This is a genomic window from Mesorhizobium sp. M0106, assembly GCF_040322715.1.
Lineage (GTDB): Bacteria > Pseudomonadota > Alphaproteobacteria > Rhizobiales > Rhizobiaceae > Mesorhizobium.
Genome location: NZ_JAMYUA010000042.1, coordinates 36,403 through 51,672 on the forward strand (window position 1 = coordinate 36,403; position 15,270 = coordinate 51,672).

Annotated in this window: 15 protein-coding genes and 2 tRNA genes; 7 read left to right on the forward strand and 10 right to left on the reverse strand. The window is 62.3% G+C overall.

Annotated elements, in window-relative coordinates:
• Positions 1-11 precede the first annotated feature (11 nt).
• Complete coding sequence (locus tag NKJ55_RS28515; protein ID WP_352452781.1) at positions 12-449, forward strand: YqaA family protein; 438 nt, start codon at positions 12-14, stop codon at positions 447-449.
• Positions 450-574: 125 nt separating this feature from the next.
• On the opposite strand, the gene NKJ55_RS28520 is transcribed toward NKJ55_RS28515, so the two are convergent.
• From NKJ55_RS28520 to NKJ55_RS28535, 4 genes are all read right to left on the reverse strand, one after another.
• Positions 575-1,324, reverse strand: coding sequence for an amino acid ABC transporter ATP-binding protein (locus tag NKJ55_RS28520; protein WP_031212005.1), 750 nt, complete (start codon positions 1,322-1,324; stop codon positions 575-577).
• A gap of 70 nt (positions 1,325-1,394) precedes the next feature.
• Complete coding sequence (locus NKJ55_RS28525) at positions 1,395-2,552, reverse strand: amino acid ABC transporter permease (RefSeq protein ID WP_352452782.1); 1,158 nt, start codon at positions 2,550-2,552, stop codon at positions 1,395-1,397.
• 4 nt (positions 2,553-2,556) lie between these two features.
• Positions 2,557-3,744: an amino acid ABC transporter permease gene (locus NKJ55_RS28530; RefSeq protein WP_352452783.1), complete on the reverse strand. Its 1,188-nt coding sequence runs from the start codon at positions 3,742-3,744 to the stop codon at positions 2,557-2,559.
• 63 nt (positions 3,745-3,807) lie between these two features.
• On the reverse strand, positions 3,808-4,836 hold the full coding sequence (locus NKJ55_RS28535; RefSeq protein ID WP_254820740.1) for an amino acid ABC transporter substrate-binding protein: 1,029 nt from the start codon (positions 4,834-4,836) through the stop codon (positions 3,808-3,810).
• Between the two features lie 427 nt (positions 4,837-5,263).
• Between NKJ55_RS28535 and NKJ55_RS28540 the strand changes: the two genes are divergently transcribed.
• The 4 genes from NKJ55_RS28540 to NKJ55_RS28555 all read left to right on the forward strand — a co-directional run bounded on the left by NKJ55_RS28540 (position 5,264) and on the right by NKJ55_RS28555 (position 8,312).
• Positions 5,264-6,433 carry a cystathionine beta-lyase gene (locus NKJ55_RS28540; RefSeq protein ID WP_352452784.1) on the forward strand — a complete coding sequence of 390 codons (1,170 nt, stop codon included), beginning with the start codon at positions 5,264-5,266 and terminating at the stop codon, positions 6,431-6,433.
• Between the two features lie 253 nt (positions 6,434-6,686).
• Entirely contained in the window at positions 6,687-7,358 is a 672-nt protein-coding gene (locus tag NKJ55_RS28545) for an RNA polymerase sigma factor (protein ID WP_352452785.1), read from the forward strand.
• Positions 7,359-7,461: 103 nt separating this feature from the next.
• Positions 7,462-7,986, forward strand: a complete 525-nt coding sequence (locus tag NKJ55_RS28550) for a DUF4142 domain-containing protein (RefSeq protein WP_352452786.1) — start codon at positions 7,462-7,464, stop codon at positions 7,984-7,986.
• A gap of 14 nt (positions 7,987-8,000) precedes the next feature.
• Positions 8,001-8,312: a cupredoxin domain-containing protein gene (locus NKJ55_RS28555; RefSeq protein ID WP_352452794.1), complete on the forward strand. Its 312-nt coding sequence runs from the start codon at positions 8,001-8,003 to the stop codon at positions 8,310-8,312.
• A gap of 107 nt (positions 8,313-8,419) precedes the next feature.
• On the opposite strand, the gene NKJ55_RS28560 is transcribed toward NKJ55_RS28555, so the two are convergent.
• From NKJ55_RS28560 to NKJ55_RS28570, 3 genes are all read right to left on the reverse strand, one after another.
• Complete coding sequence (locus tag NKJ55_RS28560) at positions 8,420-9,640, reverse strand: anion transporter (RefSeq protein ID WP_352452787.1); 1,221 nt, start codon at positions 9,638-9,640, stop codon at positions 8,420-8,422.
• A gap of 59 nt (positions 9,641-9,699) precedes the next feature.
• Positions 9,700-9,776: transfer RNA gene (locus tag NKJ55_RS28565), tRNA-Arg, on the reverse strand.
• Positions 9,777-9,832: 56 nt separating this feature from the next.
• Entirely contained in the window at positions 9,833-10,138 is a 306-nt protein-coding gene (locus NKJ55_RS28570; RefSeq protein WP_023677641.1) for an ETC complex I subunit, read from the reverse strand.
• Positions 10,139-10,298: 160 nt separating this feature from the next.
• On the opposite strand from NKJ55_RS28570, the gene NKJ55_RS28575 reads away from it, so the two are divergent.
• Positions 10,299-10,375: transfer RNA gene (locus NKJ55_RS28575), tRNA-Pro, on the forward strand.
• Positions 10,376-10,485: 110 nt separating this feature from the next.
• A complete protein-coding gene (locus NKJ55_RS28580) occupies positions 10,486-12,267 on the forward strand; it encodes a site-specific integrase (RefSeq protein ID WP_352452788.1) in 1,782 nt (593 codons plus the stop codon).
• A gap of 607 nt (positions 12,268-12,874) precedes the next feature.
• On the opposite strand, the gene NKJ55_RS28585 is transcribed toward NKJ55_RS28580, so the two are convergent.
• From NKJ55_RS28585 to NKJ55_RS28595, 3 genes are read right to left on the reverse strand one after another with little or no spacing between them, the layout of a single operon-like run.
• A complete protein-coding gene (locus tag NKJ55_RS28585) occupies positions 12,875-14,206 on the reverse strand; it encodes a hypothetical protein (protein ID WP_352452789.1) in 1,332 nt (443 codons plus the stop codon).
• Positions 14,203-14,916, reverse strand: a complete 714-nt coding sequence (locus tag NKJ55_RS28590; RefSeq protein ID WP_352452790.1) for a hypothetical protein — start codon at positions 14,914-14,916, stop codon at positions 14,203-14,205. Before NKJ55_RS28590 ends, NKJ55_RS28585 begins: the two co-directional genes overlap by 4 nt.
• Entirely contained in the window at positions 14,913-15,188 is a 276-nt protein-coding gene (locus tag NKJ55_RS28595) for a hypothetical protein (protein WP_352452791.1), read from the reverse strand. Before NKJ55_RS28595 ends, NKJ55_RS28590 begins: the two co-directional genes overlap by 4 nt.
• Positions 15,189-15,270 lie beyond the last annotated feature (82 nt).

A 15,270-nucleotide genomic window follows, 5' to 3' on the forward strand; every position in this document is an offset into this window, starting at 1 on the left:
GGTCGCTCGACGTGGCTGCACTGGCAATCTATGGCGCCCTGTTCACCAGCGCATTCCTAGCCGCAACCATCTTGCCGGTCTCGTCGGAAGTTGTGCTCGCCGGCTTGATCGCCGGCGGCCGTGGCGATCCGGTGCTACTGCTTGCGGTCGCCACAATCGGCAACACGCTCGGCTCGGTGGTGAACTGGACGCTGGGGCGTGGCATCGATACGCTGCAATCTAGGCGATGGTTTCCCATCACCCGTGAACGATACCAGCGGGCCAGCCGGAGCTTTCGCCGCTTTGGCGCGTGGCTGCTCCTATTCGCCTGGCTGCCGGTCGTCGGGGACGCCTTCACTGTCGCGGCAGGCGCGGCCCGCATGCATCTCGGCGTATTCGTGATGCTTGTCGCATTGGGCAAGGCTGCACGATATGCGGCAATCGTCGCAGGATTGTGGGTGCTAAAATAATTGCCGATGCTCGCCATCGAACAAAGGGCAGATCCTCCCGAGCATCACCGCTCGTCGAATACGCGTAAGGCCCGAGCAAGGCAGAGGGCCGGTCCGCCGGTCTTGTCCCGAACCGGCGTACAGGATCAGTGCAGGATCTGCGACAGGAACAGCTTCGTGCGCTCATGGCGCGGGTGGTCGAAGAACTCGGCCGGCGTGTTCTGCTCGACGATCTGACCCTGATCCATAAAGATCACCCGGTTGGCGACTTTGCGCGCAAAGCCCATCTCGTGGGTGACGCAGAGCATGGTCATGCCCTCCTCGGCCAGCCCGACCATCGTCTCCAGCACTTCCTTGATCATTTCCGGATCGAGAGCCGAGGTCGGCTCATCGAACAGCATGATGCGCGGGTTCATGCACAGCGAGCGGGCGATCGCCACGCGCTGCTGCTGGCCGCCGGAAAGCTGGCCGGGATATTTGTTGGCCTGTTCCGGGATCTTGACGCGCTTGAGGAAATGCATGGCGATTTCCTCGGCCTGTTTCCGCGGCATCTTGCGCACCCAGATCGGCGCCAGCGTGCAATTTTCCAGAATGGTCAGATGCGGGAACAGGTTGAAGTGCTGGAACACCATGCCGACCTCGCGGCGCACCTCGTCGATCTTCTTCAGATCGTTGGTCAGTTCCTTGCCGTCGACTATGATCTTGCCCTTCTGGTGTTCCTCCAGTCGGTTGATGCAGCGGATCATCGTCGATTTGCCGGAGCCCGACGGGCCGCAGATGACGATGCGCTCGCCGCGCATCACCTTTAGATTGATGTCCTTCAGCACATGGAATTCGCCGTACCATTTGTGCATGGCAATGATGTCGATGGCGACATCGGTGGTGGAAATGTGCATCTTGGCGGCATTGACCTTGATCTCTTCCGCGCTGACGGCGTTTTCTATGGCCATGACAAGGTCCCCTTTTTTAGCGTTTGTGGCCGGTGTCGAGACGGCGTTCCGTGTACATTGAATAGCGCGACATGCCGAAACAGAACAGCCAGAAGATGAAGGCCGCGAACACCAGGCCGGATCTGGCCGTCTGCGGCGTCGCCCAATTGGCGTCGGAGAAGTTCTGCTTGACGATGCCGAGGAGGTCGAACATCGAGATGACGATGACCAGGCTGGTGTCCTTGAACATGCCGATGAAGGTGTTGACGATGCCGGGAATGACCAGCTTCAGCGCCTGCGGCATGACGACCAGACCCATCTTCTGCCAGTAGCTGAGGCCGAGCGAATCGGCGCCCTCATACTGGCCTTTGGGGATCGCCTGCAGGCCGCCGCGCACCACTTCGGCCATGTAGGCGGCGGCAAACAGCGACACGCCGATCAGCGCGCGCAGGAACTTGTCGAAGCTGACGCCGGCCGGCAGGAACAGCGGCAGCATCACGCTGGCAAAGAACAGCACCGTAATCAGCGGGATGCCGCGTACCGTCTCGATGAAGATCACGCACAGCAGCTTGACGATCGGCATGTTCGAGCGCCGGCCGAGCGCCAGCACGATGCCGATCGGCAGCGACACGGCAATGCCGACGAAGGACAGGCTGAGCGTCACCAGCAGCCCACCCCAACGCGACGTCTCGACATGCGGCAGGCCGAACATGCCGCCGACCAGCAGAACGAAGGCGACGACCGGCAGCGCCAGGAAGAGAAGAATGGCGTTCAGCCCTTTGCGCGGTACGCGCGGTATGAGCAAAGGCACCAGCAGTGCCACGAACAGGATGGCCACCACGATCGGCCGCCAACGCTCCTCGACAGGATAGGTGCCGAACATGAACTGGCCGAACTTGGCGTTGACGAAAGCCCAGCAGGCGCCGGTCCAGCCGTCCGACTGGATGCCGCCCTGCGCCACGGTGGCGCAGACCGTGCGGTCCGGTCCCGTCCACTGGGCGTTGATGAAAGCCCAATTGACGATCTGCGGCAGGATCATGGCAACCAGCGCGATGCCGACGATGGTCAAGATGGTGTCGCCCGTGGTGGCAATCAGGTTCTTGCGGATCCAGGCGGTGAGGCCACGCTCGCTCGACGGCGCCGGCTGCGCCAGCGTCATCTCCGTCCGCACCCAGGACATGTCGTGTTCCTGCATGGCCCTACCTCTCCACCAGCGCCATCCTGGCATTGACGACGTTCATGATCGCCGACGTGATCAGGCTGAGCGCGAGATAGACAGCCATCATGATCACCACGCCTTCGACCGCCTGCCCGGTCTGGTTCAAGACAGTGCCGGCAGTCGCCGTCAGGTCCGGATAGCCGATGGCGATGGCGAGCGAAGAGTTCTTGGTCAGGTTCAGATACTGGCTGGTCAGCGGCGGAATAACGATGCGCATCGCCTGCGGCACGACGACAAGCCTGAGGATCGATCCCGAGCGCAGCCCGAGTGCCGCGGCCGCCTCGGTCTGGCCCGTGCTGACGCCCCTGATGCCGGCGCGCACGATCTCGGCGATGAAGGCGGCCGTATAGCAGGACAACGCCAGATAGAGTGACAGGAACTCCGGTCTGACCTGAAAGCCACCGACCAGGTTGAAAGTCGATTGTTTCGGGAATTCGAAGCTCAGAGGAAAGCCGCTCAGCGCGTAGGCCAGCAGCGGCAGGCCGACGATCAACGCTATGGATGTCCAGAGCACCGGGAACGGCTGACCCGTCGCCATCTGCCGCTGCCGCGCCTTGCGGGCGACGAACCAGGCCATGGCAATGCCGAGGAGCAGGGCGACCAGGATCAGCCAGGAGCCCTCGCCCCAGACAGCGCGCGGAAAATAAAAGCCGCGCTGGTTGAGAAAGGAGCCGAACGGCAAATTGATGCTCTCGCGCGGCGGCGGCAGCACGGCGAGTACGCCGGAATACCAGAAGAAGATGACCAGCAGCGGCGGGATGTTGCGGAAGACCTCGACATAGACCGTGCAGATCTTCCTGATCAGCCAGTTGCGCGACAGTCGGCCGATGCCGACGATGAAACCGATAATGGTGGCGGTGATGATGCCGACGACGGCCACGATCACGGTGTTGATGAAGCCGACCAGGATGGCTCGGAAATAAGTCGAATCCGACGAATAAGCGATGGCGCTTTCGCTGATGTCGAAACCGGCGCGGCCCTTGAGGAAGCCGAAGCCGGAGGCGATGTGCAAGCGCGTCAGATTGACGATGACGTTGTGGGTAACCCACCAGACCCCCGCCACCAGCAGGACGAGGACCAGTGCTTGAAAGAATATGCCGCGGACGCGAGGATCATTGATGAAGGAACCGCGGCTTGGCTCCTCGCGAAGAACTTCCTGCGATGCCATTCGACAGTCCCCTGGAAAGAGAGACCGGAAGGCAGACGATCTGCCTTCCGGATCCATTTTCAATCAGCGGATCGGCGGAGCGTATTGCAGACCACCCTTGGTCCACAGCGCGTTGATGCCGCGCGCGATCTTCAGCGGGCTGCCCGAGCCGACATTGCGCTCGAACATCTCGCCGTAATTGCCGACGGCCTTGACGATGTTGACGACCCAGTCGTTAGAGACGCCGAGATCGGTGCCGATCTTGGTGTCGGCTTCCTGGCCGAGCACGCGCTTGATCTCGGGACTGTCCGAGTTCTTCATCTCGTCGACATTGGCCTTGGTGATGCCGAGTTCCTCGGCGTCGAGCAACGCGAAATAGGTCCACTTGACGATGTGGTACCATTGGTCGTCGCCCTGGCGTACAGCCGGCCCAAGCGGTTCCTTGGAGATGATCTCGGGCAACACGACGTGGTCGGCCGGCGCACCGAGCGTCAGGCGGATGCCATAGAGGCCCGATTGGTCGGTGGTGTATACGTCGCAGCGGCCGGCGTCATAGGCGGCGTTAACCTCTTCCAGCTTTTCGAAGACGACAGGATTGTACTCCATCTTGTTCGACTTGAAATAGTCGGCAAGGTTGAGCTCGGTCGTGGTGCCGCTCTGCACGCAGACCGCCGCGCCCGAAAGTTGCAGCGCCGAATTCACGCCCGGTAGCTTCTTGGCGTTGATCATGAAGCCCTGGCCGTCATAATAAGTCGTGCCGATGAAGTTCAGGCCGAGTGCGGTGTCGCGATTGATGGTCCAGGTGGTATTGCGCGACAGGATGTCGATCTCGCCCGACTGCAGAGCGGTAAACCGCTCCTTGGCGCTGAGCGGCGTAAATTTCACCTTGGTGCCATCGCCGAACACGGCGGCTGCCACAGCGCGACAGAAGTCCGCGTCGATGCCTTGCCACTCACCCTTGTCGTCCGGCGCCGAGAAGCCGGCCAGACCGGTCGAGACGCCGCATTGGATGAAGCCCTTCGCTTTGACATCGTCGAGCGTGGCCGCCGAAGCCGCCGAAGCCGCGAATCCAAACGCGGCGGCGCCCAAAACGCCGATTGCAATGTGTTTCATGACCCACAGACCCTTTTCTGTTTTTTCCAGGCGAACCTGACTTTTTCCCGTGTGAACGCAGCTATGTATCCCGGCCCATTACCGGAATCCCGCATCGTAACCGACGCGCTGCCTCCCATTCACGAACAACATCGAAGGCGATTATTCCTGTGAGGTCAAGGGAAATGACCAAATCCGAAAGACTTTGAAAACCAACCGCCTGAAATGCCTGAAATTGCAGACAAACGCGCTCGCAAATTGGTCAGCGCGCCAATAAAGCCGGCAAAGTCGGACCGTGACTTGCCAAGCGCACCTGGCAGCCGTCCAGAGGATCTACGGCGCATTGCTGAATTGGCATATTCAAGACCTTGGCCTGGCGAGTGCGGTGCGGTTGCGCGGCCAATGCCGCCGCACTATGGCTAACGACCTACTCATGGGATAAAAAGCAATGGCAAAAGACGGCAGCGAGATGGGCATCAACACGCGGCTCGCCCATTCCGGCAACAACCCGCATGACTATTTCGGCTTCGTCAATCCGCCGGTCGTGCATGCCTCGACCGTGCTCTATCCCAATGCCGCGACAATGGCGGCGCGCAGCCAGAAATACACCTACGGCACGCGCGGCACCCCGACCACCGATGCGCTGACCAGCGCCATCGATGCGCTGGAAGGCTCCGCCGGCACGGTCGCGGTGCCGTCCGGCCTGGCGGCCGTGGTGCTGCCGCTGCTCGCCTTCCTGTCGGTCGGCGATCATCTGCTGATCGTCGATTCCGTGTATCATCCGACCCGCAATTTCGCCGACACGATGCTGAAGCGGCTGGGCATCGAGGTCGAATATTACGAGCCCCGCATCGGCGCCGGCATTGCGGCGCTGCTCAGGCCCAACACCAAGGTGGTACTCACCGAATCGCCGGCCTCCAACACCTTCGAGGTGCAGGACATACCGGCCATCGCCAAGGCAGCACACGCCGTCGGCGCCATCGTCATGATGGACAACACCTGGGCGACGCCGCTCTACTTTCGCCCGCTCGACCATGGCGTCGACATCTCGATCCACGCGGCGACGAAATACCCGGCCGGCCATTCCGACGTGCTGCTCGGCACCGTGTCGGCCAATGCGGACTGCTGGAAGCAGCTTTGCGAGACGTTCAACACGATGGGCTGCTGCGCGGGGCCGGACGACGTCTACCAGGTGCTGCGCGGCCTGCGCACCATGGGCGTGCGGCTGGAGCACCATCAAAAGAGCGCGCTTGCCCTCGCCGGCTGGCTGGAGGGCCAGCCGGGCGTGGCGCAGGTGCTGCATCCGGCGCTGCCCAGCCATCCCGACCATGATCTTTGGAAGCGCGACTTTTGCGGATCGAGCGGCATCTTCTCGATCGTTCTTGCGGGCGGTGGACAAAAGCAGCAGCACGCCTTCCTCGACGCGTTGAAATTTTTCGGCCTCGGCTATTCCTGGGGCGGCTATGAGAGCCTTGCCGTGCCGGTATTCCTTGGCGACCGCACCATCGCCAAGGGCCCGTATGACGGGCCGCTGGTGCGCTTGCAGATCGGGCTCGAGGATGTAGGGGATTTGAAGGCCGACCTGGCGCGCGGGCTGGCGGCGGCCGCTGAGGCCTGAGCCAGCACCTTTTCATACTGAGGTCAGAAAATCGGCGTAACAGCCTGGAAAAATTGCGATCCTGAGCGATATCATGGCGACCGATCGGCCGATGAAACGGTCTACAAAATAGAGGCGGCGGTGTGGTGAAGGCGGTAGAATAGCCTCTGCCAGTCCTTGACACGGATTGAGGCTGGCCGGCGGGATCGGTCGGGAACCTTTTGTCGGCCGATGCATCCAATGGCGCGATGAGAAGCCTATCAGGAGATCGGCCATGCCTGCTGCGTTGACGGCAACGCCCGCCGCTTCCGGCGACATGCAGCTTGTCGGCCGCGCGCTGGCACATGATGGCGATGCATTCCGCACCATCATCAAGACGCACAACCAAAGGCTCTACCGCATCGCCCGAGGCGTCGTGCGTAACGACAGCGAGGCCGAGGACATCGTCCAGGAGGCCTATGTCAGCGCCTTTGCCCATCTCGAGGCCTTTCGCGGCGATGCCTCGCTCGCCACGTGGCTGTCGCGTATCGTCATCAACGAAGCGCTCGGCCGCTTGCGCAAAAGGCGGCGAATGGTAGCGATGCCTGAAAACCCGCAAGCCGAAATCATCCGGTTTCCCCTCAACCCGAGCGACGATCCGGAGCGGACGATGGCGCAACGGCAGATCCTTGAGCTTGTCGAACGGGCAACCGACAGTCTTCCCGATGTCTACCGGATGGTGTTCGTGGCGCGCGTCATCGAGGGATTGAGCATCGAGGAGACCGCCGAACTGCTTGGCGTGCGGCCAGAAACCATCAAGACCCGGCTGCACCGCGCCCGCGCGCTGGTGCGCAAGGCGCTGGACGACCAGATCGGCCCGGTGCTGCTCGACGCCTTTCCCTTCGCGGGCCGGCGCTGCGAACGGCTGACCAATGCCGTGATGCAGCGGCTTGGTCTTTCCGGATAGGCCGCGCCGATTTTCGCGGGAACGTTTGGCGGCGACCTGCATCCAATGAGCATCACTGAAACGAAGCCCGATGCAGTTCCGCGTCGGGGCGAAGGAGAGCATCATGTTTATTCGATCGACCACGGCACTGGCCGCAGTTTTCCTGCTTAGCACAGCGCCCTTGTCGCAAGCTGCCGACAAACCGACCGATCCGCAGATCGCACATATCGCCTACACAGCGGGCGTGCTTGACGTCGAGGCGGCCAAGCAGGCGCTGAAGAAATCGAAGAACAAGGAGGTCGTGGATTTCGCCAAGGACATGGTGCGAGATCACGAGGCTGTCAACAAACAGGCTCTCGACCTGGTCAAGAAGCTCAAGGTCACGCCTGAGGACAATCCGACCAGCAAGGCGCTGACCAAGGCAGCGGCAGAGGAACGTGCCAAGCTTGCCAAGCTCAAGGGTGCGGCGTTCGACAAGGCCTATGTCGCCAGCGAAGTGGCCTACCACAAGCAGGTCAATGGCGCGCTCGAAACACTGCTGATTCCGTCGGCCAGCAATGCCGAGTTGAAGAGCCTGCTGGAAACCGGCCTGAAAATATTCCAGGGCCACGAACAGCACGCCGAACACGTCGCCGGCATGCTGAAGTGAGGATAGGGCCAATGATGTCGAGGCGGCATCTGTGGGTTGCGCTGGCATTGGCCATGGGTGCCGCGCCGGCCAAGGCCGAAACCATCGAGGTGACGATCGAGAACCTTGTGTTTTCGCCGGCAAAGATCGAGGCGAAGGTCGGCGACACGATCAAGTGGGTGAACAAGGACGTGTTCGCCCACACGGCAACCGTCAACGGCGCCTGGGAAGTGATGATCCCGCCGAAGAAGGCATCGAGCCTGACGGTGAAGAAGGCGGAATCGGTAGATTATTTCTGCCGCTTCCATCCCAACATGAAAGGCCATCTGACGGTGACGTCGCCCTGACTGGCTGATGCATGCCGCGCAAAAGTGTGCAGCGGTTTTGCGATAACGACATGCATAAAACAAGAGCCTAAAGCGCGCCGCATGAGGCCGGTCTAATGCGGCCGCTTTTAGGCCGCCAGCCATGCCGTCCCCACAAGAAGCGTGACCAGCGTCAACGGCAGGCCGACCTTGAAGAAGGCTATGAAACCAAGCGGTTTGCCGGAGACCCGCGCGTGCTCGGCAACGATCAGATTGGCGACCGAGCCGAGCAGCGTGAAATTGCCGGCCAGCGTCGAGCTCATGGCGACGACCAGCCAGGCCCGCTTGGGATCTTCCAGTCCGGGCACGAACGGCTTCAGCGCCAGCACGGCCGGGACATTGCTCATGATGTTGGACAGCACTGCAGTGAAGCCGGACAGCCGCCAGACATCATTCAGCCCGAGGTCCTTTGCCGAGGCGACGATGTCGGGCGTCAGCAGCGTCTTCTCCGCCCCGGCGACGACGATGAACAGCCCGGCGAACATGAACAGCAGCGGGCCATCGATCTCGCGATAGATGCGCTCAGGTTTGATGGCGCGGGTCAAAAGAAGAATGGCGCCGCCGATCAGCGCTGCCTTGGCAACGGGAACGCCGGCAAAGAAGGCGACCGCCAAACCGACACAGACGACCACCGCCTTCACCACCTGCCCCGGCAGCATGCGGCCGCGATAGACTTCGGGGCTGAGCTCGGCCTTGCGCGAAAATTCAGCTCGGTAGACGATGCGGATGATGACGATGACGGCGACGAGGCCGAACGCCGCGACCGGCGCCAGCGCCGCCGAGAAGGCCGGATAGGAAATCCCCGACAGCGCGCCGATGACCATGTTCTGCGGATTGCCGGTGATGGTGGCGACGCTGCCGCAATTCGAGGCCGTGGCGGTGGCGATCAGATAGGGAACCGGGTTGCGGTTGATGACGCGGGTGACATGGACGACGATCGGCGCCATGACCAGGCAGATGGCGTCGTTGACCAGGAACGCCGACAGGACGCCGGTCAACAGCGTCACCATCACCAGCAGCATGAACGGCGCATGCGCATGCTCGATGGCGAACCCGCCGAGCGCGCGAAAGGCACCCGACACTTTCAGATGCGCCACGACGATCATCATGCCGAGCAGAAGCGTGATGGTGTCGAAGCTGATGGCGCGGTAGGCGTCCTCCATGTCGAGCGCGCCGATGGCGATCATCGCCGCACCGCCGAGCAGCGCGATGCCTGCCCGGTCGAGGCGCAGCCCGGGTATCCTGCCGATTGCGACGCCGGCATAGGTCAGGACAAGGATCAGCAATGCCGCCGCGCCCATCGCTGTCATATGTTGGAAATCCTGTGCGACTGGCGAGTGAACCTGTCCGGAATGGACACTGAAAATATTGGCGATCCCGACAGGATTCGAACCTGTGACCATCGGCTTAGAAGGCCGGTGCTCTATCCAGCTGAGCTACGGGACCGCTGGCCGGCCGCATGACCGGCTGATTTGTTGGGCGCCGGCGGGGCCGGCATAGGATCAATGCGTCCAGGGCGTCCTGCGGTCATAGCGGAAATTCTCCGCATAGGAAATCTGGCGGCGCTTGATTTCCTTCGGCTCCTCGACGCGGAAAGCGAGCCCTTCCTTCTCGGCATAGGCGACCGCCTCTTCTCTTGTGTCGAAGGTCAGCCTGATCTGGCTGCGCATGTCGCCGGACGTGGTGTAGCCCATCAGCGGATCGATCTTCTTGCGCTGCTCCGGATCGAATTCCAGCACCCAATAGCCGGTCTTGGCCTTGCCGGACTGCATCGCGGTTTTGGCTGGGCTGAAAATGCGGGCTGACATGACCACCTCATTGCTGGTTGCAAGCACACGACCCCGAGACCAGATTACTGTTCTCTGGCCATGCACTAGCCCGTCATTACTGCGCAATGCCGCCGGCAGCAAGGCCGATGGCTTTTTACGCTTGCTTTGGCGGGCTGAAATCACTAGGCAACAGACCGTTCGGAGTGTAGCGCAGCCTGGTAGCGCATCTGGTTTGGGACCAGAGGGTCGGGAGTTCGAATCTCTCCACTCCGACCATTTCGCTTCCCTTTAGCGTCAATACCTTAGAGTTTTCATAGGCTTCCGTCTAGTGGACTGCTGAGAAAAGGTGCTAAGAAATGGCGGGCAGGAAGTGGAGGCCTCGCGGCATGGCCAAGCGCAAGGGTACGGCCAACGAGCAGGCCTGGCGACGAATACCCCCGGATATCTGGCAGGCACGGCACAAGCTGGTCGCTATGGGGGTCTCGACGCTCAACCGGAAGTCCCAGCAATGGCAGCAATCGCTTGGCACCGCCGACAGGGATGAAGCATCCTTGCGGAAGGCCGGCCTTGAGGCAGAATGGCGGCGGGAGGAGCAACTGTGGCGGGGGCTTCTGCGGGACGGCCCTGCCAGCCTGAGTGAGATGGAGGCCCTGGAGTTGGCCAGGCTGGGCGCTGCTCGGCGCTGGGAGCAACACAAGAGCAGCCCGCTTGATGCCCCGTTCAAGTCTCAGGCCTTCCCTCGCCCTCCATTCACCCCATCGGAAGCGGCCCAAAGTGCCCTCAGGGCCATGTCCTTAGAAGACCGGGAGGCGGCGAAGCGGGAGGGCATTGCAAACCTAAAGCGGCTCATGGATGCCAGCCCATTGGAGCGGATGCACTTGTTGAGGGAGGTGCGGGACGCCAGGGGTTACCCATGGTGTTTCCCTGAGTTTCGACAGATCGGCTTGACGATGGCTGAGGAACGGCGGGGCGAGGCCACCAGCGCGGACTTGGAGGCGGCGGGCATAAGGGCGGCGGATGAGTGGTCTCGCCTCTTGGTGAACCTGGAAGGCATCGGCGCTGAGGAGCAATTGCGGGAGAGCCTCGGGCGGCGGGCCTTGGGCGATCTCAGCGTTCCGCAATGGGTCACGGACGCCGAACGGATCGAGACGCAACGGAAGGCGCTGACAGGGGCTGGCGGCGGCGCTGTGCTCACCTTCGATGGCATCATTGACGAGGAGGAGCGGCTGGCAAGGCTGCGGCTGGAAGGCCATGACAAGGCACTCAGTACCCTCAGGAAGTACCGCACGGTCTGCAAGCAGTTTGCCACATGGCGGGCTTCCGGCAATGCCACCACGACCACACTGGCAGAGGCCGAAAGATGGCGGGATGCCCTGGTCGGGATGGCCGACAAGGAGGAAATCAGCCGGAAGGATGCCAGGATCAAGGCGGGCATACCCAGAGCCGTTATCGGATGGGCCATCGCGCACAACCGGGAGGCCAGGGCTAGGGATACCTGCGTCGGCATCATCTTCCCGGATGGCAATCCCCTCGTGGCTATGGCGCTGCCCAGAGTGGAGCAAGGCGACCCCAGCGAGCGTACCTACCCCAAGCACATGGCCCGGAGGCTCTTGGAGGCGGCGCGGCTGGAGGAGCGTCCTGAGTTTCGCTGGTTGCCGTGGCTCCTGGTCTATACCGGGATGCGCCACAACGAGGCGGCTGGCCTGGAGAAGGCCGACATCCGGGAATATGAGGGCTGCTGGTTCTGCGTAGTCCGGTGGAAGATGGGCGCAACGCTAGAGGAGGATCGGGTCCAGAAGGGCAAGCGAACACGCCGCATCCCCCTGCATGATGCCCTGATTGCTGAGGGCTTTGTGGAGTGGGTGAAGGCGAGGCCAGACGGGCGGCTCTTCACGCGCAAGCACGGTGACCAGCGGCTAAGGGAGTGGGTGCACAGTGTCTTCCCCAAGGGGCTAGGCAAGGTCGATCCGGTGCACGGCCTTCGGCATCTGTTCGAGGCGCTGATTATGGATTGGGACTCGGAGCGATCTCAGGATTACGTGACGGGGAGGAGCATCAAGGGCTCCGCCAAGGGCTATGGCCAGAGCGATGCGATCATCCCTGCCCTGGGCAAGCTGGTGAACTCCATACCGCCCTTGCTTCCGCTGCCTACCAAAAGTGCCAATTGAGGGGAGACTACGCATGGACAAGTTTCTAGTGCCGGGTGCCATCATCGTGGCGTCCATCATCATCGCCACCACGTTCCGGGTTGAGATGCGGCCCTCAGGGATGAGCGGTGAGAGCTACCTAATGCAAGACCGGTGGACGGGTGTGGTCTCGCGTTGTGGGGCGTATGCGCGGGGCTGCGTGGCCCTCAGGTAGGCTGTCCCCTGGGGCTGCTGTCTTCCTCTCCATCCTCCGGGTGACGCTGCCTCATGCCGCGCCTCTAGACCTCCTTGGTATCCTGAGAGGTACGACCTCAGGTGCGAGAGCGGAGGGCATGAGGGGGTCATGGTGGGCTGCATGAGGAGGTCATGGTGCGGGAGCAGAGGAGGTTCCGTTTGGGGAGTGACTGGGTGGAGGGCCTGATTGGGGATTAGCTTCCCCTCCCTCCTCTACCGGGTGGAGCTACCGCCAGTCTTTCCGGTACTCAAGGCAGTCACTTTGAGCACTACAGCAAGGCGATGCGTCCAACCATTAAGCCAGGCCGATGATGACGATGAGGCAGAGGCCAGCCTTCCTCTACCTAAGGCCACCCCCGGAGTACCATTAGCGGGCACTTAATGCGCTGCCGCATCACAAGGGCTTTTCGACCACATTGAGCGCCACTCCAAGCAAGTCGGCGGAGACTTCGCGCATCGCCCGCACGGCAGCGGCCTTGTGCCGTTCCGCACATAGAATGCCATCGTGGCAGCCTAGCGCCACCACGCCCAGCGAGATGAGCCGGAGGAGGACTGCCACGAGAATGTTGGACTCTGCGAACGTGAGGTCTGGCCCGCAATTGGTCCCGAGCAACGGGCCGATGGCTTGATGGTGCGCCATGATTGCATCCGTGAGCCGCTCCCCTGTCCAGCCCTCGGGCAGCAACGCTCGCAGCTCTGGCGATATGCGCTTGATGCCGCCCTCCCGGAAGAACATGGACGAGATTGCCTGCTTGGCCCCCGCTCGGTGCCGCTCTAGGCCGGCGATGCTGTACGGGTCTCCGTGAGGCAGTGCGACCCCATGCCAGGCGTAGGCGATGGAGAGGAAGGCCGCCTGGTAGTCGAGATCGCAGAGATGCTCGCCATTGATGGTCAGGTGCCGCCTTCGCTCTCGCTTCAAATCCAGCCACGGTCCTCTGTACGCCCGGCCATATTGGTTGAACGACTGGGCCGTCTCGGGACTGGGGAGCTGGAAGATGCGGACCATGGTGATTGACGGCAGCCTCATCCCGTCGAGCCTAATGTCCGCACCATTAAGTGCCCGGTTGATTGTGTCCATCTCGGCCCGGAGCCGGTCGGCCTCGGGGCAGTCCTGGTAGGAGATGAGGCGTTTGGGTATCCGTCTCCCCATGTCCGCTTTGAGGATTATGGTCTCGCAGCCAGGTGCGTTGGCCACGTCCGCCAGGCTCACCCCTGCCAGGACCATTGCGGAGCGGAGTGCCGCCGATGCCTCCACGGTCGTCCGTAGCCTTCTGGAGACCCCAGGGGATCGCGTCACCAGCCCCATGGTGGCCATGACGCCAACCGCCTTGATGAGCGGGACAGTGGGGATGTCCTTGCGGTCGTAGCGGGTCACGGCGTCATTAGTTGCGGAGATGGCGAGGCGGTGGCCTGGGGGATGGCTGAAGGCCAGGACCGTGAGGTTTGCGAGGATATTACCCACGATGGCCTTGCGGCGCTCGGTGGCGTCCTTGCGGGGCCGCCTGGTGGAGGTGCGCGGGGCGATGGCCTCCAGCTTGGACCATATGGCGGCGGCGAGGATGTCTAGCGGGGAGCCGGGAAGCGGTGTTAGCCAGGGGTCATGCTGTATGGCGGGGCATGGTGAGGGTGTCCGGCCTGGCTCGTTGGGGTCCTCCTGGTCCTCCTGGTCCTCATCTTCTGTCAGGCCCTTTCCCCCTGCACCAGATGACTCGCTAAAATGCTTCAAGCTCTGCTCCTGGTGTTGACCAGGGCCAGAACCTCCTCCACCGCACCATTCTCCAGGAGGGTCCGCACGGTGTCCTCCAGACGCTGCCCTAGTATCCTGAGGTAGGCCCCCTGTGCCTTCGGGTAGCGTGACGTGTCGCCCCATACGGCGGACTTGATGTGGGTCCCGCTGGCTCCCCGCAGTCTCTTGGCGAGCTTGGCCGTCTGGACATAGCGGAACTCGGGGGCTCCCCTAGGTCCCTTGTCCTGGACGATGGCGAGGGAGACCAGCACGACCTCAAGGAGCTGCCTGCCGGTCTTGTTGGCATCACGTATCCGGGCAAGCACGATGCGGGCCTTCTCCTTCGGGGGGCTGCTCCTCATGACGTTCGCGGAAGCGGCCCTTCCTGCCGTCTCGATGAGCCAATCCATCTCGATCACGGCGTCCTTCACAGCTCTCTTCTCCCCATGGAGGAGCAACCACTTCCGGGCCGCAATTCGGTACGGCAAGAGTGCGCCCCTGTCGTAGCTCTTGGCGGTGAGGTGGCCATGCGCCCGAAGGGCCTCGCTGTGGGTCCGGCAGTAGTTGATGGACAAGCCTCGTTGACTGGCCCGCCCGGTCAGCCTCCCGCAACCAGCGACAAGGCAGTGCTCGCCGGGGTCCTGGGGAGCTTCCTTCGCGCGGCGCTTCACGTCCACCGCCTGCGTTATGCGTCGGTTCCTGGAGGTCATGGCAAGAGGCCCCCCGTCTCGTCGGTTAGGCCCAGATGGTCCCTTCGCATCGCCTCCATGGGATCGTATTCAGCAATGGCCTGTTCCCGCTCGCTCAGGGCCTCCTCCGCAGCTTCCCAGAAAGGTAATGGACCCGGCTGGTATGGTTCCGGTGAGTCTTCCTGGGCCTCCATGGGGCGCTCCCTGGCTATGTCAGGGATAAGCGACGTGGGGGCGATCCTCTTCACGGCACTGAGGATGCGGGTGTCGTCTTCCTCGCCCTTGGTGTCCATGCGTATTTCAGACGATCGTGAGCACGGATTTCACGGGATCATGAGCAACGATTTCAGGCCATCGTGAGCAACGATTTCAGAT